Source organism: Clostridium sp. 'deep sea', assembly GCF_014931565.1.
In the GTDB taxonomy this organism is placed as follows: domain Bacteria; phylum Bacillota; class UBA994; order PWPR01; family PWPR01.
On record NZ_CP063353.1, the window covers coordinates 2,495,775 to 2,517,431 of the forward strand.

General features: G+C 32.7%; 20 protein-coding genes. 14 read left to right on the plus strand and 6 right to left on the minus strand.

Annotated features, from left to right (window positions below; all coding sequences use genetic code 11):
• Positions 1-30 precede the first annotated feature (30 nt).
• The 7 genes from IMX26_RS11615 to IMX26_RS11645 all read left to right on the plus strand — a co-directional run bounded on the left by IMX26_RS11615 (position 31) and on the right by IMX26_RS11645 (position 7,818).
• Positions 31-921, plus strand: a complete 891-nt coding sequence (locus tag IMX26_RS11615; RefSeq protein ID WP_195158554.1) for a DUF1385 domain-containing protein — start codon at positions 31-33, stop codon at positions 919-921.
• Positions 914-1,987 (plus strand): peptide chain release factor 1, encoded by a 1,074-nt coding sequence (gene prfA / locus IMX26_RS11620; RefSeq protein WP_195158555.1) that lies wholly within the window; start codon positions 914-916, stop codon positions 1,985-1,987. Before IMX26_RS11615 ends, prfA begins: the two co-directional genes overlap by 8 nt.
• Positions 1,988-1,989: 2 nt before the next feature.
• The gene (gene prmC / locus IMX26_RS11625) at positions 1,990-2,847 is read left to right on the plus strand and encodes a peptide chain release factor N(5)-glutamine methyltransferase (RefSeq protein WP_195158556.1); all 858 of its coding nucleotides are present in this window, start codon (positions 1,990-1,992) and stop codon (positions 2,845-2,847) included.
• Between the two features lie 158 nt (positions 2,848-3,005).
• A complete protein-coding gene (gene lysA, locus IMX26_RS11630) occupies positions 3,006-4,319 on the plus strand; it encodes a diaminopimelate decarboxylase (protein ID WP_195158557.1) in 1,314 nt (437 codons plus the stop codon).
• A 22-nt stretch (positions 4,320-4,341) separates the two neighbouring features.
• A complete protein-coding gene (gene dapA, locus IMX26_RS11635) occupies positions 4,342-5,220 on the plus strand; it encodes a 4-hydroxy-tetrahydrodipicolinate synthase (RefSeq protein ID WP_195158558.1) in 879 nt (292 codons plus the stop codon).
• Between the two features lie 54 nt (positions 5,221-5,274).
• Positions 5,275-6,009, plus strand: coding sequence for a 4-hydroxy-tetrahydrodipicolinate reductase (gene dapB, locus IMX26_RS11640; protein ID WP_195158559.1), 735 nt, complete (start codon positions 5,275-5,277; stop codon positions 6,007-6,009).
• 240 nt (positions 6,010-6,249) lie between these two features.
• The gene (locus IMX26_RS11645) at positions 6,250-7,818 is read left to right on the plus strand and encodes a BCCT family transporter (RefSeq protein ID WP_195158560.1); all 1,569 of its coding nucleotides are present in this window, start codon (positions 6,250-6,252) and stop codon (positions 7,816-7,818) included.
• A 53-nt stretch (positions 7,819-7,871) separates the two neighbouring features.
• On the opposite strand, the gene IMX26_RS11650 is transcribed toward IMX26_RS11645, so the two are convergent.
• Complete coding sequence (locus IMX26_RS11650; protein ID WP_195158561.1) at positions 7,872-8,537, minus strand: TetR/AcrR family transcriptional regulator; 666 nt, start codon at positions 8,535-8,537, stop codon at positions 7,872-7,874.
• Positions 8,538-8,823: 286 nt separating this feature from the next.
• On the opposite strand from IMX26_RS11650, the gene IMX26_RS11655 reads away from it, so the two are divergent.
• The gene (locus IMX26_RS11655; protein WP_195158562.1) at positions 8,824-10,149 is read left to right on the plus strand and encodes a glycine/sarcosine/betaine reductase component B subunit; all 1,326 of its coding nucleotides are present in this window, start codon (positions 8,824-8,826) and stop codon (positions 10,147-10,149) included.
• Positions 10,150-10,161: 12 nt separating this feature from the next.
• Positions 10,162-11,478 carry a betaine reductase selenoprotein B gene (gene grdH / locus IMX26_RS11660; protein ID WP_195158563.1) on the plus strand — a complete coding sequence of 439 codons (1,317 nt, stop codon included), beginning with the start codon at positions 10,162-10,164 and terminating at the stop codon, positions 11,476-11,478.
• Between the two features lie 159 nt (positions 11,479-11,637).
• Here the strand turns inward: grdH and IMX26_RS11665 are convergent, their stop codons facing one another.
• The gene (locus tag IMX26_RS11665; protein WP_195158564.1) at positions 11,638-12,039 is read right to left on the minus strand and encodes a hypothetical protein; all 402 of its coding nucleotides are present in this window, start codon (positions 12,037-12,039) and stop codon (positions 11,638-11,640) included.
• 127 nt (positions 12,040-12,166) lie between these two features.
• Positions 12,167-12,544 carry a YmaF family protein gene (locus IMX26_RS11670; protein ID WP_195158565.1) on the minus strand — a complete coding sequence of 126 codons (378 nt, stop codon included), beginning with the start codon at positions 12,542-12,544 and terminating at the stop codon, positions 12,167-12,169.
• A gap of 97 nt (positions 12,545-12,641) precedes the next feature.
• On the opposite strand from IMX26_RS11670, the gene IMX26_RS11675 reads away from it, so the two are divergent.
• Positions 12,642-13,799, plus strand: coding sequence for a PLP-dependent aspartate aminotransferase family protein (locus IMX26_RS11675; RefSeq protein WP_243259111.1), 1,158 nt, complete (start codon positions 12,642-12,644; stop codon positions 13,797-13,799).
• A 144-nt stretch (positions 13,800-13,943) separates the two neighbouring features.
• On the opposite strand, the gene IMX26_RS17930 is transcribed toward IMX26_RS11675, so the two are convergent.
• Together IMX26_RS17930 and IMX26_RS17935 are read right to left on the minus strand one after the other, a co-directional pair.
• Positions 13,944-14,096: a hypothetical protein gene (locus IMX26_RS17930; protein ID WP_243259113.1), complete on the minus strand. Its 153-nt coding sequence runs from the start codon at positions 14,094-14,096 to the stop codon at positions 13,944-13,946.
• A gap of 2 nt (positions 14,097-14,098) precedes the next feature.
• Complete coding sequence (locus IMX26_RS17935) at positions 14,099-14,362, minus strand: GNAT family N-acetyltransferase (RefSeq protein ID WP_243259117.1); 264 nt, start codon at positions 14,360-14,362, stop codon at positions 14,099-14,101.
• A gap of 138 nt (positions 14,363-14,500) precedes the next feature.
• Here IMX26_RS17935 and IMX26_RS11685 point away from each other — a divergent pair, with 138 nt between their 5' ends.
• From IMX26_RS11685 to IMX26_RS11700, 4 genes are all read left to right on the plus strand, one after another.
• Complete coding sequence (locus tag IMX26_RS11685; RefSeq protein ID WP_195158566.1) at positions 14,501-15,301, plus strand: histidinol-phosphatase HisJ family protein; 801 nt, start codon at positions 14,501-14,503, stop codon at positions 15,299-15,301.
• 667 nt (positions 15,302-15,968) lie between these two features.
• Entirely contained in the window at positions 15,969-16,673 is a 705-nt protein-coding gene (locus tag IMX26_RS11690) for a response regulator transcription factor (RefSeq protein WP_195158567.1), read from the plus strand.
• Positions 16,674-16,697: 24 nt separating this feature from the next.
• Positions 16,698-17,696 (plus strand): dockerin type I repeat-containing protein, encoded by a 999-nt coding sequence (locus IMX26_RS11695; RefSeq protein WP_195158568.1) that lies wholly within the window; start codon positions 16,698-16,700, stop codon positions 17,694-17,696.
• A 316-nt stretch (positions 17,697-18,012) separates the two neighbouring features.
• Positions 18,013-19,521, plus strand: a complete 1,509-nt coding sequence (locus tag IMX26_RS11700; RefSeq protein WP_195158569.1) for a TolC family protein — start codon at positions 18,013-18,015, stop codon at positions 19,519-19,521.
• Positions 19,522-19,588: 67 nt separating this feature from the next.
• Here IMX26_RS11700 and IMX26_RS11705 read toward each other — a convergent pair whose 3' ends face one another.
• Positions 19,589-21,595, minus strand: coding sequence for a DUF4910 domain-containing protein (locus tag IMX26_RS11705; RefSeq protein WP_195158570.1), 2,007 nt, complete (start codon positions 21,593-21,595; stop codon positions 19,589-19,591).
• Positions 21,596-21,657: the final 62 nt, after the last annotated feature.

Here is a 21,657-nt window from a genome sequence, read left to right on the forward strand (position 1 = left end):
TATAACTAACTTAATTAGGATGATTATATAATGTCAAAAAAACAGACCATAGGTGGTCAGGCTGTAATTGAAGGGGTAATGATGCGTGCTCCAAAAGGTTATAGCGTTGCAGTTCGTTGTCCAGATAATAAAATATCAGTTAAAACAGAAGTAACAAGTAAAGGTGAAGTTGCAAAGTGGAAAAAGCTGCCTATAATAAGGGGCGCCTTAGGTTTAGTAGATAGTATGTATTTAGGAGTAAAGTGTATTATGCACTCTTCTAATGAGGCCTATGGTGAAGAAGAAGAACTAAGTAGTGGTGCTATGTGGCTTTCAGTGATTATGGGTATTGGTGGAGCTGTATTATTATTTATGGTATTGCCAACAATTTTAACTGGTTTAGCTAAAAAAACTTTTGAAAATCCCTTAACCTTAAATTTAGTTGAGGGAGTTATGAGAATCACTATTTTTGTGCTCTATGTATTTATTATTGGTAGAATGCCTGATATAAAACGGGTCTTTCAATACCATGGTGCAGAACATAAATCTATAAATTGTTTAGAAGATAATAAAGAATTGACTGTAGAAAATGCTCAAAAGTACACAACCCTTCATGTTAGGTGTGGAACAGCTTTTATGTTATTAGTAATGATTATTGCTGTATTTATATTTTCGTTGTTTGGGTGGCAAACTGTACTACAGAGAATACTAACCCGTATTATACTTTTACCATTAATAGCAGGCTTAAGTTATGAACTAATTAAATTAGCAGGAAATAATAAAGACAGTAAGTTTTGGAGGATGATTTTGGCTCCAGGCTTATGGATGCAAAGGCTCACAACAGCAGAACCCGACGACAGTCAGGTAGAGGTTGCTTTAACTGCTCTAAAAGAGGCCTTAAAATTAAATAACGATGTAACAGGAGTGAAAATAGATGCTTGATAAGTTAGAAGGTATTGTAAAGCGATTTCATGAGATAACGGGGTTATTATCTAAACCAGAGATAATTAAAGATAAAACAAAGTTCAGAGATTACTCTCGCGAACACTCTAATTTATCCCAAACAGTTGATGTATATGAAAAATATAAAAAGGTTTTAACTGAACTAACAGACTCTCAAGCAATGATTGAAGACCCAGAAACAGATGATGAATTTATTGTAATGTTAAAAGATGAAATCAAAAAGCTTCAAGAACAGCAGCAAAATTATGAAGAGGAACTAAAGTTTTTATTATTACCAAAAGACCCCAATGACGATAAAAACGTAGTTGTTGAGGTAAGAGCTGGTGCTGGTGGAGAGGAAGCAGCTCTATTTGCTGCTGAGCTTTTTAGAATGTACACCAGATATGCTGAGAGACATAGATGGAAAGTTGAAGTTATGGATGCTAGTTCAACTGGTATTGGGGGATATAAACAAATTACCTTTGTTATTGAAGGTAAAGGTGCATATAGTCGGCTAAAATATGAAAGCGGAGTGCATAGAGTACAGCGAGTACCCGCTACTGAAACTAGTGGTAGAATTCATACCTCCACTGCAACAGTTGCAGTATTACCTGAGGCTGAAGAAATTGACCTTGAGATTGATCCAAATGAAGTAAGAGTAGATATCTTTTGTAGTAGTGGTCCAGGTGGACAGTCTGTAAATACAACATATTCAGCGGTACGTTTAACCCATATTCCAACAGGATTAGTTGTTTCAATTCAGGATGAAAAATCTCAAATTAAAAATAGAGAAAAAGCAATGCGCGTTTTACGTAGTAGACTATTGGAAATAGAACAGGCTAAAAAAGATGCTGAAATGGCAAGTGAGCGTAGAAGTCAGGTAGGTACTGGAGATCGTAGTGAGCGTATTAGAACCTATAATTTCCCTCAAACTCGCATAACCGATCATCGCATAGGATTAACAGTTCATCAAATGGAAAAGGTTTTAGATGGAGAAATTGATGAATTTATTGATGCTTTAAGCACTGAAGATCAATCTAAAAAGCTTGCTAAATTAGAAGGTTAATAATGAAATTAAGAGAACTATGGAATAATGGTAGTGAGTTTCTTGCTACCCATAAAAGAGAAAACGGGCGGTCAGACGCCCGTATTTTATTAATGCATTTATTACAAATAGATTATACCCAGTTTATCCTAAGACTTGAACAAGAGATAAACCTTAAACTAACCGAGAGTTATGAGAGAGAATTAACTAATTTAATTAGTGGAAAGCCCTTGCAATATATCTTAGGGGAACAAGAGTTTATGGGCTTAATGTTTAAGGTAAATAATAATGTATTAATTCCACGTGGAGATACAGAGGTTTTAGTTAACAAAACCCTTGAGTTGACTAGTAATTTTCCAAGTTTAAATATTGTTGATGTAGGTACAGGAAGTGGTATTATAGCTGTAACTTTAGCAAAAAAGCTGCCCAAAGCTAAAATCACTGCAATAGACATCTCTGCAAAAGCTTTAAAGGTAGCAGAGTTAAATGCTCAAGATAATAAAGTAAAAAACAATATAAATTTTATTAAGGGAGATTTATTAAGCCCACTTTTAAATAATAAACAACAGTACCAAATAATAGTTAGTAACCCTCCGTATATTTCGACACCAGAAATGAAAAATTTACCTCAGCATGTTTTAAATGAACCCCATTTAGCATTAGAAGCTGGCTATGACGGTTTGGATTATTATAAAAGATTGGCACAAAGTGCACCATTAGTTTTATGTAACAATGGATACCTTATTGTAGAGATAGGTTCCAGTCAAGATAAACAAGTTAAAAAAATATTTTCCAATAATGGATTTATTGATATTGAGTTATTTAAAGACTTTGCAAATCTTCCAAGAGTTGTTGTTGGTAAATTAAAAAAAACCCTTTAAATATAAAAATATAGTGCTATAATGTTTGGAAATAACATCGCTGATAGCTAACACATCTAAATGAGTTAGGCATAAAATAAATTGGTGAGTTATAACAAAAAATAAGTAGTGGAAACTATTCTGCAACTTATTATGAGAATGTGCTAGGGGGAGTTATCGTGAAATTAAGAGGAACTATGCGAGTTAATAGTGAAGGTGTTTTAACAGTAGGAAATGTAAGTACTAAACAATTGGCTCAAAAATATAAAACTCCATTATATATAATTGATCAACAATGTATTGAAGAAAACATAAAAAACTTTAAATCATGGTTTAGTTCAGATATTCTTGATACTCAGATTGTTTATGCCTCTAAGGCTCTTATTAATGGCTACATGTGTAATCTAATTGCTGAAAATGGTTTAGGTATAGATGTAATATCTAAAGGGGATATGGTGTTGTTGCATAAATGCAATTATCCTCTAAACAGAGTTTATTTACATGGAAATGCTAAATCAGAGGCTGAGCTTGAGTTTGCCTTAAAACATGGTGTAGGTAGAATTGTTGTTGATAACTTTGATGAATTAGACAGAATTAAAGAAATCTGCACCAAAAATGACTATAAAACTAAAATACTTATAAGGGTTAATCCTGGTGTTAAAACACACACCCATAAATATTTAAGAACGGCCCTAGATTCATCTAAATTTGGCATATCACTCTATCGCCAAAATTCTTATGAAAAAATTAAACAATTAAAAAATGATCCACATATTGAATTAGTAGGTATACATTGTCATATTGGATCACAAATTAATGAAGAAGCAGCTTTTATGAGAACGGTAGAAGTAATGCTTAATTTCTGTTTAGAGATATTAAATAAAACTGGAATAGAGTTAACAGAAATTAACTATGGTGGTGGTTTTGCAATTTACTATGCTAAAAGAGATACCCCACCTGATTTATCTGCTTTGTTACCAGCAGTTATAAAAAAGACTGAAGAACAAATAAAAAAGAATAATTTAAATATAAAAAAGGTGATTATTGAGCCGGGTAGATCTATAGTAGGTGCTGCAGGTACTACTCTTTACAAAATAGAAGCTCATAAAACAACCTATAGTGGACGTAAATATTTAATGGTTGATGGAGGTATGTCGGATAACCCTCGTCCAGCATTATATAATGCTCAGTATGAGGCAGTGATTGTTGACAAAATGTTACAAGACCCTATAAATAGGGTAGCGGTAGCCGGCAAATGCTGTGAGTCAGGTGATATTTTAATAGATGACATTGTTTTTCCAGAAACCAAAAATGGTGACATCATAGCAGTTGCTGCGACGGGTGCCTATAATTATTCAATGGCAAGTAATTATAATGGTTTACCACGACCTGCTATGGTAGCAGTTAAGAACAGTAAGGATATACTAATAACCAAGCGTGAAGAAATCAATAGATTACACGAATGTGATGTAAACGTTGATACTTTAGAATAAAACCTTATTTGGAGTTGATAGAATGCTTTTTAAAGGATCTGGTGTAGCGATTGTAACCCCATTTATTGCAGATAAAACGATTAACTATAATCAGTATCAAGAACTACTTGAGTGGCATATTAAAGAAGGTACAGATTGTATTGTTGTTTGTGGAACAACTGGTGAAGCATCTGCAATGACAACAGAAGAACAACAGAGTTTGATTAAATTTACCGTAGAAAAGGTGGCAGGAAGGATTCCTGTTGTTGCAGGAACTGGTAGTAATAATACTAAACATGCCGTAGAGCTTAGTCAATATGCTGAGTCTGTTGGTGTGGATGGTTTGCTAGTAATTAATCCTTATTATAATAGAACCTCTCAGCAAGGCATTATAGAGCACTTTAAGGTAATAGCTGATTCTGTAAATACACCAATAATAGTTTACAATGTGCCATCACGTACTGGCTGTAATATTACTGCTCAAACTGTTAAGCAATTAGCTAATATTCCTAATATAGTTGCAATAAAAGAAGCTAGTGGAAATATCTCTCAGATTGCTGAAATAGCAAGGATTTGTCCTAGTGATTTTATAATATACTCGGGTAATGATGATCATATTGTTCCTGTATTATCTTTAGGGGGGCAAGGTGTTATAACAGTTGTTGGAAATATTCTACCAAAGGAAACATCTGTATTAGTACATGAATACTTAAAAGGCAATACTAAAAAAGCCTTAGAAATGCAATTAAAAATGAATGGTGTTGTAAAATCTCTCTTTTTAGAGAACAACCCTATACCAGTAAAAAAGGCCATGCAGTTACTCAATCTTTGCAGTGGCGAACTACGATTACCACTAGTTGATATGCAAAAAGATACACTGGAGATTCTTAAACAAGAATTAAATAAATACAATCTTCTATAGATAAAACAAGAATAAATTACTATATGTAAAAACTATATAGTTAAGGAGAAGTAAATGAAAGCTATAGTATATGGATCCGATGGCGTTATGGGTAATATGCTGGTTGACCAAGTAAAAAAATGTAATGATATACAACTGGTAGCTGAAATAACACCATTAAATAATGAGGGAATAAAATGCTTATCTCAATTCGAAGGTGAAGCAGACATTGTAATCGATTTTTCGCACCCAAATAATCTGCCAGATATAATTCAATGGGGCTTAAAAACTAAAAAGCCGTTATTGCTGTGTACAACTGGTTATAGTGAAAGTGATTTAGACCTTATTAAAAAGGCATCCCATAAATGCCCTGTTTTAGTAGCTGGTAACACCTCAATGGGCGTTAATATAGTTAAAATAATACTTGAAAAAATGGTAAGCCTCTTAGGAGATTGGGATATTGAGCTGCTAGAAAAACATCATAACAGAAAAAAGGATAGTCCTAGTGGAACAGCTAGAGAGCTTTTGCATATCTTAGAAACCAATAATGTAAGCTTAACCCAACCTATTTATGGTAGGGGGTTAGGGGAGTTCAAGAGAACAAAAGGAGACATTGGTGTTCATTCTATTAGGGCAGGTACAATAGCAGGAGAACATAGTGTATTATTTGCGCGTGATGATGAAATAATAGAAATAAAACACCAAGCTTTATCACGTAAAATATTTGTAAATGGTGCAATTAAAGCAGCCGAGTGGTTGGTGCAACAACAAGCAGGATTTTATACTATGCGTGATATGTTTCAGAGATGAAAATGAGATGAAAGTAACACACAGATAACAACGTTTTAGTTGTCACATATCTTAATAATAAAAGGAAGCTTATGTTAAGGCTTCCTTTTTAACGTAAAAAAATATTTTTATCATAGTATTTTTTAAGATATTAGAAAAAAAACACAAAATAAAACAAGTTAATATAAAGAACATGTTTGATAGTTGAATGTGTTTATGCTATGCTTATTTTAGGAAAAACATATGTGTGGGAGGAGAATTATGAGTAAGGAGAAAGCAGGGTTAAAACCAAAAAAAGGTAATAGTGTATTCTTTATTTCAGTAGCTGTAGTTTTTGCAGTAGTGCTTTGGGGAATTATAGTGCCAAAGAACTTTGAAAAAACAGCTAATCATTTATTGGGTTATATGCTAGATAATTTTGGTTGGTTTTATCTTATAGCAGTATCAATGTTTATTGTGTTTGCACTTGGGCTGGCGTTTAGCAAATATGGAAAAATAAAGCTTGGGCCAGACGATTCAAAGCCAGAGTATAGTAATATTTCATGGTTTTCGATGTTGTTTAGTGCCGGTATGGGTATAGGCCTTATATTCTGGGGTGTAGCAGAGCCGCTAAATCATTTCATTAATCCAGCTGGATTCTCAGGTGCTGTAGCAGGGTCATCAGCCGCAGCAGATTTTTCAATAAAGATGTCTATTACACATTGGGGATTCCATATTTGGGCTACCCATGGAGTGATGGCACTTGCACTTGCCTATTTCCAGTTTAGAAAAGGAGCTCCTGGCTTAATAAGTTCAATTTTTGTTCCTTTGATTGGTGAAAAAAGAGTAAGAGGACCAATTGGTAAAGCAATTGATATCTTTGCTATTTTTGCAACCGTTACAGGAGTTGCTTGTTCATTAGGAATGGGAACACTTCAAATAAATGGTGGTCTTAATTATCTATATGGATTACCAAAAACAACTTTAGTTCAAGTTGTCATAATTGTTTTGGTTACCATTGCATTTATGATATCAGCTATAACTGGCTTAAACAAAGGAATCAAATGGTTATCTAATACTAATGTAGCTTTAGCATTTATTATTTTAACTCTAACTATTCTTGTAGGACCTACTGTAAAAATCATTAGTGCCTTTACAAATGGCATGGGTATGTATATAAGTGATATTATAAGGACTAGTTTGCATATGGAACCCTTTGGAGATAATTCTTGGATAGGTGGCTGGACCATATTCTATTGGGCTTGGACTCTGTCTTGGGCACCATTTGTGGGCTCTTTTATTGCCAGAATATCAAGAGGAAGAACAATCAAAGAGTTTGTTTTGGGTGTTATGGTTGGTCCTGTTTTAGGAAGTGCATTATGGATGGCCACTTATGGTACAGTTGGAATGAACTTAGGTAGTGATATTGCAACTAAAGCAGTTCAAGTAACTGAAACAGCCTTCTTTGTTGTTATGAGTCATTATCCGTTAGGTGGTATTATTTCCTTTATTACCGTAATACTATTAGTTACGTTTTTTGTTACTTCAGCTGATTCTGCAACATTTGTACTTGGTATGTTTTCATCTCATGGAAACCTAAACCCATCAACTAAAAAGAAGATAGTTTGGGGAATAATTCAATCGCTATTAGCAGTCGCCTTGTTGCTTGCAGGTGGGGGTGGAATTAAAACCTTGCAGAATGCTGTTATTGCTGTTGCCTTGCCTTTCACAATTATTTTGGTATTAGGTTGTGTTTCACTGTATAAAGTGCTTAAGCAGGATAGCCAAAATGGATCGTCTAAAAAAAGACTTAAAGATAGCTCTTTAAGTACTAAAGCATCAGTATCATAGAGTGTAAAAAATAGTAGCTATTATTAAGCAAAAAAAGAGTTCAATACAATTTGTTATTGAACTCTTTTTAAGTATTTTTTTAAGGTATTTTTTAGATATTTCATAGTAACTTGTTCAGCTTCTTCTAAAGAATAATCTATTTGTTTATTTATAATTCTAGAAACCATTCCCTGATAAATTAAAATATGAACATCATTTAATTCAGTTAGTTCGTTTTGATTTATAAATCCCTCTTCTACACAAGGGGTTAGGATAGTTATGCCTCTTTCAAAAATATCGTGTTTATAAAGCATATTTTTTAGCTTAATAGGGGGTTCTCCAAGTTCCTCTGGGTAAATATTATAGAATTCTTTGATAGGGTCTTCTACCGCAAAATGATGTTTTGAGTAAAAGAGAGCATAATAAATTTTTGGCTTTAAAAATGAATGATGACAGAAACATTCCCAAATTTTTATATATCTTTCTAATGAGTTTTTGGCACTATCAATATACTTAGGTAAATTATATGTATAGTCCTTAATGAATTTCATAGCAGCCAAAAAGGTTAAGTGTTCTAAATTTTCAAAATAATTGTATAGTGTTGAACTATTATATCCTGCGATATCGGCAACTTTTCTAACTGTAATTGCGTCAATTCCTTCATCTTTAATAATTTTTGCTGCTGCATTTATAAAATACGACTTTCTTATATTTCTTCGCATGTCTTTTTTATTGTTCATATTTTATCACCAACTTAATAATTAGAGCTAATTTGCTTTGATTAATGACTTTCATTAAATTTATTTATAAGACTAAATTTTATCTACTATAAACAACTTAGGTAACAAAATACAGCCATTAACATTAAATGTATCTTATCATACCTATAAAATATTATCAATTAAACAAGTTATTAAATAGAACATGTTTACAATAAGAACGCGTTTGTGATATTATAATTTATAAGATTATTGATAAATTAAATTAAGTGTTAAATAAGCTTAATAAAGAAAGGGTGGAAACAAAATGAAACTAGAATTTGGAAATTTTTATGTTAAAGATGTTCGTTTTGGTAATCATACCTCTTATAAGGAGGGCACTTTAACAATAAATAAAGAAGAAGCTTTAAAAATTGTTAGAGAAGATGAGCATATCACCGAAGCCGATTTAGTAATAGCTAAACCAGGCGATGAGGTGAGAATTATTCCTGTTAAAGATGCTTTTGAGCCAAGGTATAGAGTTGATGGAAATACTTTATATCCAGGTATAACTGGTGAAGTGTCTCCAGTAGGAAACGGAAGAGTTAATGCACTAAAAAATATCAGTGTACTATCTGTTGGAAAACACTGGGGAGGGTTTCAAGACGGCTTAATTGATATGTGTGGTGAAGGAGCTAAACATACCTATTATTCTCAGCTAATTAATATTTGTTTAGTAGCTGATACTGATGAAGAGCATGAAAGATATGAACAGCAAAAGCAAAATATTGCAATTAATAAAGCAGCGATGAGGCTTTCTGAATATCTAGGAAGTTGTACAAAAGATTTAGCAGCTGAAGAGGTAGAAAGCTTTGAACTAAAGCCAATGACAAAACGCACAAAAGAAGAAAATGAACTACCCTCAGTAGTTGTAGTTTTACTTCCTCAATCCCAGCTAGACCAAGCAGGGTTTAATGAGCGGGTATATGGATGGGATACTAAAAAGATGTTACCAACATTAATGCATCCTAATGAAATTTTAGATAGTGCCATGATTTCCGGTAGCTTTACACCGAGCTCTTCAAAGTGGGCAACATATGATATTCAAAACTTTCCAGTTATTAAAAGGGTGTATAAAGAGCACGGTAAAACTCTAAACTTTTTAGGTGTAATTGTATCAAATCTACAGATTGTCTTAGAAGAAAAAGAAAGATCTGCATTATATGTTAAACAAATAGCTCAATCAATAGGAGCAGAGGGTGCTATTATTGTTCAAGCTGGTTATGGTAATTGTGATGCAGACTTAATAGGTACTATTGTTACTTTAGAAGATGTAGGTATAAAAACTGCTGGAATAGCAACAGAGAGTCCTGGTAGAGATGGAGTATCACAGCCAAAAGTAACACTTGATGAAAAGGCAGATGCTATAGTTACCACTGGTAATGTATCAGAGTTAATAGAATTACCACCAATGAAAACTGTAATTGGTGAGCTAGAGTCTTTAGGAAGAGATGGATTTGGTGGAGGCTGGGCTGATGATGAAAAACTAGGCCCATCGGTTAGAGAAGATGGTTCAATAATTATGGAAGAAAACTCAATGTTCTGTGGTGATCAGATTGTAGGATGGTCTCCAAAAATAATAAAGGAATATTAAGGAGGTGCAAAGATGAAAAAAGCAATTTTGTATATAAATCAATTTTTTGCAGGTATTGGTGGTGAAGATAAGGCTGATTATGCCCCAGAGATAAGAGAAGGCTTGGTTGGGCCTGCCTTAGCATTAAACAAGCAACTTGGTGATGAGGTAGAGATTACCCATACAGTTATCTGTGGTGATAACTTTATGGGTTCAAAAACCGAACAAGCAGTTGAGATAATTTTAGGATTTTTACAAGATAAAGAATTTGATATTTTCTTTGCAGGTCCTGCATTTAGAGCTGGTAGATATGGCACTGCATGTGGTCATATTTGTAAAGCTGTAAAAGAAAACTTTAACATACCAGTAATTACCTCTATGAATGAAGAAAACCCTGGTGTAGAGATGTTCCGCAAAGATATCTATATTTTTAAAGGTGGAGCTAGCGCTGCAGGTATGAGAAAAAATGCCAAAGCAATGACTAGTTTTGGGCTTAAAATACTTAATGGTGAAGAGCTTTTGCCTGCTGAAGAAGAGGGATATTACAGCAGAGGTATAAGGCATCAAGTAGTATTAGATCCACCTGTAATGGCAGCTGATAGGGTTGTTGATATGTTTATAAAGAAAATCTATCAGCAGCCATTTAAAACTGAATTGCCAATGCCTAAACTAGACAGAGTTCCAGTAGCTACACCAATTAAAGACTTAAGTAAAGCAACTATAGCGTTAGTTACATCAGGTGGTATTGTACCAGTATCTAACCCAGATAGAATTCAATCGGCCTCAGCAACTAGATGGGGAAGATATAATATTGAGCACATGGATCGGTTAGAATCGGGGGTATTTAAAACAATTCACGCAGGTTTTGATCCTACAGCAGCCAATGCAGACCCAAATATTATTATGCCTGTTGATGTTATGAAGCATTATGAAAAAGAAGGAATAATTGGTAAATTGCACGAGTATTACTATGCTACAGTAGGAACAGGTACAACACAAGCAGAGGCAGCTAGAATGGGTAAAGAAATGCTAGAGTACTTAAAAGAAGCAGAAGTAGATGGAGTTATTTTAGTATCTACTTGAGGCACCTGTACACGTTGCGGTGCAACGATTGTAAAAGAAATTGAAAGAGCTGGAATACCAGCGGTTCAGATGGCAAATATAATACCTGTTTCAAAAACAGTAGGTGTAAATAAAATGGTATCAACCCTTTCTATACCTTATCCGCTGGGTGATCCTAATACAACAAAAGAAGAACAATGGAAAGTAAGATATCATAGAGTAGGTGTAGCGTTAGAGGCTTTGACTACAGATATTAATGAGCAAACTTTGTTTAAAGTTAAATTTTAGCTTCAAAAATAAAATTTATTAATAAAATATATAAAAAATAATTTAATATTAGAGCGTATGTTACTCCTATATTAATAATAAAAACTGGATAACATTTAACAGATGATTTCTGTATTTTACAGAAGTCATCTGTTTTTAAACTAAGGATATCTTAAGTAGCTATTCTTTAAAAATTTTAACTCTAAAATTACCGTTGCCTTCATAAATTACAACAAAGTTTTCTCTTAAATATTTTATATTATATGTTTTTAGCTCTGTACAATCTTTATTAGTTATATTACTTAAAAAGCGGTACTGATTTTTTTTGTGCTCAGTCACTCCCCATGGTTCTAGGTATAGTTTATCGCTATTTTTTAGTAGCCAAAAGTCAGTGTCTTCTACAATATTTAGCCTATTTAAGGCCTCTTCAAGTTCTTGTTCTACGTTAAAGGCTATTGTGTTTAAGGCCTCTTGACGAGAATCATATATTTTTTGTAGGCAATAGGGTACTATCAAGCTTATTAGTAAAAAAGTTAATGCTCCAATTATAACTAACTTAAAAAATGGTTTTATATGTTTCATAAATACCCTCCTTTATAAAAAGATTAGCCAACATGTATAATTATTATTCAAAAAAATAAAACACCTTTAAGGTGTTTTTCTAAAATTGCTTTGTTATAAATTTTAGTTATAGATACCTATACTAAAGCTAGCAGCAATCAGGACGATTAGGAGCTGCTGTTGTTAGTGTTCTAAAGTAATGACAATGTCCATCTTTAAAAGAGGTAACACATCTAATTTCATGAATGTGCTTTCTTCCCTTAACAATCTCTCTGCAAGTACAACCACATATAGAGTGAACATGTCCGAATACATAAGATGTACCAGTAGCTATTGGATGCTCATGACCATAACATACTGGTCTAACTGTACCTGTTGTGGCAGATACAGCATGGCGATGTCCAGCAACAAAACTGGTAACATTATTAAATCTATGCGTATGACAACACCACATATTATCACCCTCCTCATAATCATAATATGAAACATTAGGACAGGCGGTACTTGTTTCATTAAATTTCTCCATTTATTTTTTATTACAATATTTTTAAACTTCTAATTAAGTGCAGGGTATTAATTTAATTTGTAGAACTTTTAATCACTACTAACAGGAGAGTTATATTATGAAAAAAAATAATGATATGTTTATGGAAACAATGTTAGCTCATTATGGTGAAGACAAATCAATGTATCATGGTTCTGTAATCCCACCAATATTTCAAACCTCATTATTCACATTTGAAAATATGGAGGCAATATCTAATGCCTTTAACACCAAAGGTAGTTATTTATACACTAGAGGATTAAACCCAACTGTAGAAGTAGCAGAAAAGAAAATTGCCAAGCTAGAGTGTGGTGAGAGAGCTAAATTATTTTCCTCTGGTATGGGAGCAATTTCTGCAAGTATATTAAACTTTGTTAAAACAGGTGACCATATAGTTGCGCTAAAAACAGTATATGGACCAACTATTAATTTTTTCTCTAAGTACTTAGCTAATAAATTTAATATTAAAACAACCTATGTTGAGGCAACTACAGATAATGTAATAGATGCAATTAAAGATAATACAACCCTTATATATTTAGAAAGTCCTACAAGTTTAGTGTTTGAAGTTTTAGATTTAAAAAAAATTGCAGCTGTTGCTAAAAAGCGTGGAATAGGAACTGTTATAGATAATACTTGGGCAACACCACTTTACCAAAATCCTTTAACAATGGGTATTGATGTTGTGGTACATTCAGCTAGTAAATATTTGTCGGGTCATAGTGATGTTGTTGCTGGAGTTGCTGTTGCTAGTGAGGAAATAATTCAATCAATATTTGAAGTTGAACATGCCCTGCTAGGAGCTAAAATTGCCCCTATAGAGGCTTGGTTAATACTACGAGGACTTAGAACCTTACCTGTAAGAATGAAGCATCATAGCGAGAGTGCTTTAAAAATTGCATTGTATTTAGAAAAACATCCAAAGATTAAAAAAGTCAATCACCCGGGCTTAAAATCACACCCTAACTATGAGTTAGCTAAACAACAATTAAGTGGCTATAGCGGATTATTTAGCTTTGTAATTGACTCTGACCTACAAGGAACAAGAAGGTTTGTAGATAATCTTCAATTTTTTAATATTGGAGTAAGCTGGGGTGGATTTGAGAGCCTTGCGTTAAACCTTGCTTACGATGGAAAAAATAAAAATGTGGAAACCGGATTGGTAAGGGTATCTATAGGACTTGAAAATACTAATGACTTACTAGCAGATATAGAACAGGCACTTAAACTTGTTTAAAAAATGTATATAACTTAAATTAATGGTCATAATACTAGTGGAGTCGAAAACTGTACTGAGTCACAAGCAGCATTATTTCTGATAAGCTGTTTGCCAGTCAACTTTCGACTCCGTTTATATTAGTTTTTGAACAAACATTTATTGTTAAGAATCAAACCTTGCCATTGCTACAGTTATACCCTTATTGCAGGTTTCAAAGCCCAATGAACTATAAAATTTGCGTACATACTCAGTATCTTTACCTGCATCTGTCAAAAGCACCTTTTGCCTTACATGTTCATATTTTTTTAAAACCATATTCATAAGGCTTTGCCAATTCCATTCTTTTGATATTGGGGATCTACTAATAGGTCCTGAATATATATAATAGTTGCCCCATCACCAATAACTCTAATTAATCCTACTAATTTATTATCATCATAGGCTGTTATTACAGACAATGAGTTTTCAATGCCTTGCATTGTTAGTGTCATATTATTTGCATAAGCTAACCAGCCATTTGCAGAATACAGGTCATAAATTTCAGACTTAAGTGGAATATAATTATTTTTATAAATAATCATTTTAAGCCCCTTATAATTATTTGATAACCTATTTTATTATAAATTAAATATTATAGCAATTTATGCATTAATCTATTAAATGACATACATATAAATACTTGATATACTATCTATTATTATAACAAGGGGAATAAGAGCATGTTTGATTATCATATACACAGTCACTTTTCAATAGATAGTAAAATGAAGATGGAAGAGATTATTAAAATAGCAATAACAAAGCAGCTTAAAGAGATTTGTTGCACAGATCATATTGATTTAGACTTTTTTTATAAAGAAAGGCCATTTGAATTTGATCCAAGTCTTTATTTTAAAGAGTTTAAGAGACTTAAGGAGATATATAGCAGCAAAGTAACCATAAGAAGTGGGGTAGAAATTGGTTTGCAACCTCATTTACTAGAGAGATATCAAAAAATAGTTACATCATATAATTTTGATTTTATCTTGGCTTCTGTTCATAGTGTAGAAAACGTAAGCCTAACTAAAAAGGATTTAGTAGTGAAATATGGAGCAACAGAATTATGGCAGCGGTATTTTGAAGAAATGTTGAATAGTATTAATAATTTTCAACAATTTAATATCTTAGGACATTTAGATGTTCCTAAAAGATATAATATAGAGATGAAAAATTCAAGCTTGAAACCATACCATTCTATAATTAAACAAATTTACAAAACTTTAATAGCTAATGGCAAAGGTATTGAGGTAAATTCAGCAGGCTTTCATTATTATGGTTTAAATGATAATAATCCTAGTAAAGATTTACTTAAGCTTTATTATGATTGTGGAGGGGAAATTGTAACATTTGGTTCAGATGCACACAACTATACTCAAATCGGTAAAAACTATTATAGTGTAATTAATATACTAAAAGATATTGGCTTTAAGTATATTTGTACATTCAAAAACCAGCAAGTAATTTTCCACAACATTAAGTAGCAATTGTGAAAAAGTTAATGATTTATTTAGTTTTAAACTATAAAATATTTAAATTAGTAAAATTATTGCAAGGGAAATAGCCGCCTTAGTAAGATAAAATGTATACAGAGTTAAGTGTTCAACAAGGAATTTAGATAAATATTGACAATTAGCAATATATAGTTGTAAAAAATGCTACAATCAATCAGTGCGTACGGTTGTTTTGTTCACATGTTATCCACATTCTGTGGATAACTTGAATACTGGGAAATAAAAATTGTGGAAATAAATCGAAATATACCATACTATTCGACTACCTAATAATTAATAGATAAATATTTGCCATTTAAAATTTATTAATAATACAATATTTTTAAAATAATTATTAGCAAGTAAAATGATATTTCTCCTAAAATGTTATACACAGTTGCCTGTGGATATTGTGTATAACTACGTTTGTAAACATAAGTAGTTCTATAGAGAGACTTTTATTTTAACCTAGGGCTTTAAATGAACTGTAAAAAAGTAGATTTTAAAACTAATAAATGAATGTTAGGAACATTTACATATTTCATTAGTCTATCTTATATATTCAGAAACTTGCAATTAAAATTAAAAGAAGCTAAACTTTAAATCAATTGTTCCATAATTAGAGCGTAAAACATTGTAAATAGAAGAAGGAGGGTAGATGTTGAATCAAAAAAAAGTGCTTATAATCAGCTCAGATCAATCAATTAAAGAACTGTTAAAAATGCATCTAGAAGCAGAAGGATGTTTAGTGGATGTTGCTGAGAAAAGTTATGTAGGAAAAGCGTTGTATAAAGATAAATTACATGATTTAATAGTAATAGATATGGCTACAACAGATTGTGATTGTATTGAACTTGCTGGATGTATAAGAGAAGTTAAAGATACTAAAATTGTTTTCTTAACCGAAGAAGATAAACAGCACGGAGTTTATCTAAACATAGTAATGGATAATGCCAATAACTTAGATATAAGAAATATTGATCAGTTAATGGATATAGTTGCTGAGCAATTTAACTTACATAAAAGGCAGGTTATCCAAAAACAGGAGAAGGGTCAATATTTCTGTGGAGATTTTAAACTTAATATTGCCAATAAAATGGCATATATTAAAGAAAGAGAACTAAAGCTTAGTGATATGGCTATGAAGTTACTTATTTATATGGTGCTTAATGAAGGAAACTATATAAGTAAAAAAGAGCTTTATCAAAAGGTTTGGAACAACCCAGTTTCTCAAAATGATAGTACAGTAATGGCTCATATTCGTAACCTACGCAGAGAGTTAAGGGATAATGATGTGGCTAACCCGCTATATATACACACCAAACGTGGGGTGGGCTATATGTTTAAATGTGATAGAAACTAAACATAAGATAGGGGGAGGTCCATTGTGAAACACATAGGCAGATTAGCTTTAATGATAATGCTAATTATACAGGTTAATTTTGCTTATGCAGATTACGATGATATTACAAACCTGTTTATTAATGCCAAGCAACTTAAATTAAATGCAAAAGTAAACGGTGAGTTATCAACAGAGTATGATATAGACTGCTTTACTTTTGAGGCTCCCATAACAGGCTATTACACTGTTTTTGGCTCGGGGCAACTTGAGCTAAGAGGGCATTTATATAATAGTGACATTAAATTTATGAGGACTGGCAATACGTTTAGAGAAAAAAACGTCTTTTTTTTAGTGGTTTATTTGCAAAAAAATGAACAAGTATATTTAAAAGTAGATAGTACTGTAAGAGAGATGCAGGCTTATAAAGTTACAGTAACTCGAGAAAGTTTACCCTTTAATAAAGTAAAGCCATTGCATAGTAAAGTAGAGACATTGATTAATCCTAATGAAGTTAAAACTATAAAAATACCACTATCATTTTGGAATGATAACATTGATGTAGGATATATTTCCAAAGCCTATACTTACTTAATGCAGATTAATTCTAATGGAAAAATTCAAGGGCAAGCTGGATTTAACACCGATAGCTATGAGCTAGAGTTAGACATCTATGGAGAGACAGATGCCGTACTAACTATCAGCTTCGGTGATAATGTAACTTGCCAAGTATCAATAAAGGCAACTATTCATGAAGAAAATGATCAAACTAGGACAGAGCCCCTTAATCCAGATGTAAATAATAATGAAATTGCACAGCCTCAAAATCCAAACCCCATAGAAAACCCAATTGCCAATACAAAACAGGGTGATTGTAATTTAGATAGTATTGTAGATATTAATGATGTTGTAGCATTGCTTGATGTTAATCAGCTCAGTAGTTTTAATGAACAGCAGTTTAATATAGCTGATGTTACCAGCAATGGCATTGTAGACTTCACAGACGCTTTAATTATATTGAGAAAAGTCACTGGCTTTAGTAGATAATAAAATAATAATAAAAGGTTGTCGTTTTAGCTAAAAAAGCTAAAGAGACAGCTTTTTTTTACTAAAACAACTATGTTTATAAACTATAAAACACCACATACATTTATTCTGTAATGAATTCTGCAAATAGTACTCAGTTGTGTTTAAGCAGTTTTGTGTTTGTCAAATTGTTTTAAACACCAAACCTCTTTTAGATTAAAACAAGCAAAATAAAAAAACTGTATAGTTATTATACAAAACAAGGTTTTTGTTTAAAAAAAATAATTGTTAAGAGTTAACAATAGCTTTACAATATTAGCTATAAGGGGTGAAATAAATGTTAAAAAAAAGTATATCATTATTACTTATTATTACAATGTTGGTTAGCATAAATTTAATGGCTTTAGCTACTGATATAGCGGAAACAGAAAGTGAAAAAGAGATAGAGAATAAAGAGTCAGTTCTTATAGAATTTACTTTAGATAAAGCCATAGATACAGCATTACAAAATAATCTTCAATGGCAATTAGCTAATAAACAAATAGAGTTGCAAAATTTACAAGTAACTATCTCCGATAGATTAAATAATGATTTACGCAAAGCAGAGAGAAATTTAAGGGATGCAGGAGAAATGTTAAGTGAGAGTATTTTAGCAATACAACATGAAATAAGCTTTATAAAAAGCTTAACATTTCCAACTGGTAAAATAGGAGATCAGTGGGATATATTAACCAATAGGCAGGTTAGTATAAGCTTTATTAATAATTTAATACAACAATTTGGTAGTGAAATAGCTGTAAAAAATTATCCAACTCATAATTTAATTGGAGCAATGGAATTGGCTAGCCAAGATTCAGCTGAGAAGTTTTTTGAGATAAAATCTGGCAAGACCCAAACAATAAGAACAGCTAATGAAACAGCGGCGTCCCTTATGGGACTAAAATCTGTAAGAAAACTTACCATGAAACAGGCTTTAAAAATAATCAATACCTCCATAGATAATGGCTCAATACTCTTAAAAAAGGCCGATGAAGATGCTAAAAGGGGCATTAAATTACAGGCTGAAAATGCTTATTACGAGGTAGTTAAAAAGCAAAAATTATTACAGGTACAGCAAAAAGCAGAGCAAAGAGTAAGCGAGCAATACAAAAATGCCTTAAAGTCTAGTAAGGAAGGTCTATTATCTAAAAGAGAGTTGGAGCTAGCCCAGATTCAACTTAATAACATGAAAGCAAACCTTCATAATGCAGAAATTGGCCTAAAAAAAGCTAAATTAGATTTTTGTGTGGCATTAGGTATGCCGCTTAATCAAGAGTTTATTGTTACTGAGCCAGAGTGGATTTTAACTGAAATCAGCCTTGAAGAGGGTTTAGAAATGGCTAAAACTAACAGAACAGATATGGTAACAGCAGCTCAGGGATTAAGTTTAGCAGAGCTAAACTTAGAGTATGTTGATGAAAAACATAAAGATAGCAGCAATGAGTTTAAAGAATCTGCTTTGTATAAGGATAGTAAACTGCTTGAGTATAATCAAATTACACTTAATGCAGAGGTAACAATCACAAAATCATATATGGATTGGCAGAATGCCGATTATGCATATCAGCAAATACAAGAAAACTTAGCTTTAGTTAATAACCAGCTGAATATAGCCCAAGTTAGCTTTGATGTTGGTTATAGTGGAAAAGGGGAGAGTCCTTTAATAACCTTGTTAGAGGCTGGAGAGCAAGTAGCTAAATTAGAGCAGGCCTTAACTACTGCGGAGTTTAATAGAAATTTAGCATGGCAAAAGTTTTTGAAAGAGATTGGTTATGTTAAAGAGGATTTAAAAGAAGAAGAGAAATAAATAGAAGGGTCTGCAGTTCAAAATGAAATTGAAATTTGAACTGCAGACCTTTTTTATAAATTAGAAGCTAAACTTCAACTAAACCAAGCTCTACTAACATTTTAACCATAAAAATAGCAGGCTCAGCATTAAATTGATTTGTTTCATGTTTTATCTTTGTGATAATTTCAGCAAGATTACGCTTGCCGTCCATCCAGTACATTAAATAGGTAAGCTTACTAAAGTCTTTAGCATAAAGTTTTTTTAGGTGCCTGTATTCACTTAATGTAGCAGCTGAGAGATTAGTTAATTTACCTCTTAGGCTTATTGGCCCGCGACTAAGCCTTTTCGCTATAATAGTTTTTGCCTCTTTGGTAAAATTATTTTCACAAGCAGTTGTATAAAAACTGTTAATAGCTATTTCATTTTTAGTGAATAGTCCCTCAAACAAATTAGTGGACTCTTTAATTTTAAAGGATGTTAAAGCAGTAGTTTTATTTGAATATTCATGTATAATATCGTAAAGGTTTTCATTAAACTTTGCGAGTGATTTAAACTGCTCAATTTTAATATCCTGTAAATATTTAAGATGTTTAATGCTATAGTCTTTTAGATCCATTACCTTTTGCCAGTCACTATTTTCAGCTAAAAGAGAGGCTTTGCTAAATTGTTGTTTAAGATAAGTGGCAATAGCACTTACATAGTTTTGATACATAGCCTCTGCCAACCATAAAACATCACTTTTCTTAGCTGTGGCGCAATAATAGCTATACAGAGCTGCTATTGTTCCTACCCTTTTAAGCATCTTGGGGTCAACTTTATCTATAGTATCTTGGCTAGTATGGTAGTACTTATCGGGCCACTGAATTAACATAGGAGTGCCTACCCCAATTGTAGGATCGCTAAAAATATAGTGGTCACTGCCCCCTGAGAATGGGGTAACTGTATGCATAAATAAAGCATACTTAGCAGTTCCAGCTAAATTACTTACCTCTGCTGCAACTGTGTTTAAAGCCTCTTTTAATAAATCACCTGCAAAATGACCTATTGCATGGGGAGGCATTTCAGCAATTAAAGGACTATGGCATAAACTTTGCTTTTGTCCAACCATATCCAAGTTTAATGCTGCTACCATATTAGGTATTGTAGATTCATTATTAGCTAAAAAAGCATAACTTCCAGACATCTCAGGTAATAACAAAAATCTAATACTACGCTTGGGTTGACAAAGTTTTTTGCTATCAATTAAGAACTTTAAGGTTCTGGCAGTTTCGAGCAACACCCCACACCCAGAGGCATTGTCATTTGCGGAGGGTTTAGGGTGGCATAAATGCGCTACCAATACTACCTCTTGTTTACTTTTCCCGGGGATTAGGGCATTTACCACCTCTATTTCACCATTATAAAACTTAGCATCAATAGTTGCCTTTAATTTAACAACACCGTCTTGAGCTAACCTACGTAGTTTATCTCCTGTTTTAGGAGATAACACAAAACCAAAACACTTTTGCTCATCTCCATACCACCAAAATGAGGTATAGGTTAAGGCATCACCCATATCATAGCGATGCCTTATGGGCGGTAATTCAACGATTCTGTCTGTGATAATAGCTAAAGCCCCTCGTTTAATAGCCCACTCTCTAATATAATCATAGTTACCTGAGGTTAGTACAAACTTATTTGTAAAATCAAGGTCTAAATAATTGCTCTCTTCATCACCCTTATCTAAAATAATTAATTCAGCTTCAGTTCCTAAAGGGTCGGTAGCTATACTTCGCTGAATAAGAGAAATAGGAACATTCTCAAAGTTGGCAATAACCTCTGGAGTGGGTTGAACTATTTCTAAAATTCCCTTACTTGCGACCCACTCTTGGGGCATAAGGTACTTAAAGTACTCTGTTTTGCCATCACCAGCATAAGAAAGTATTTCGGTTTTTAAGCCGCTTTGGCGAAAAATGCCTTCACAATACTTAGCAGCAGCTCGGTGTCCTGGGCTGGCTTGAATTCTGTGATGTAAACTGATATTAGTAACGTGATCAAAAGCTCGTTGTTCACTATATTCATTCTTTAATAAATTTAGATATTTTGTTAACATCTTTTATGTACCTCCTATCTTTGTTATGATATATTTTGATAATAGAAAGAGGATTCCTGCTA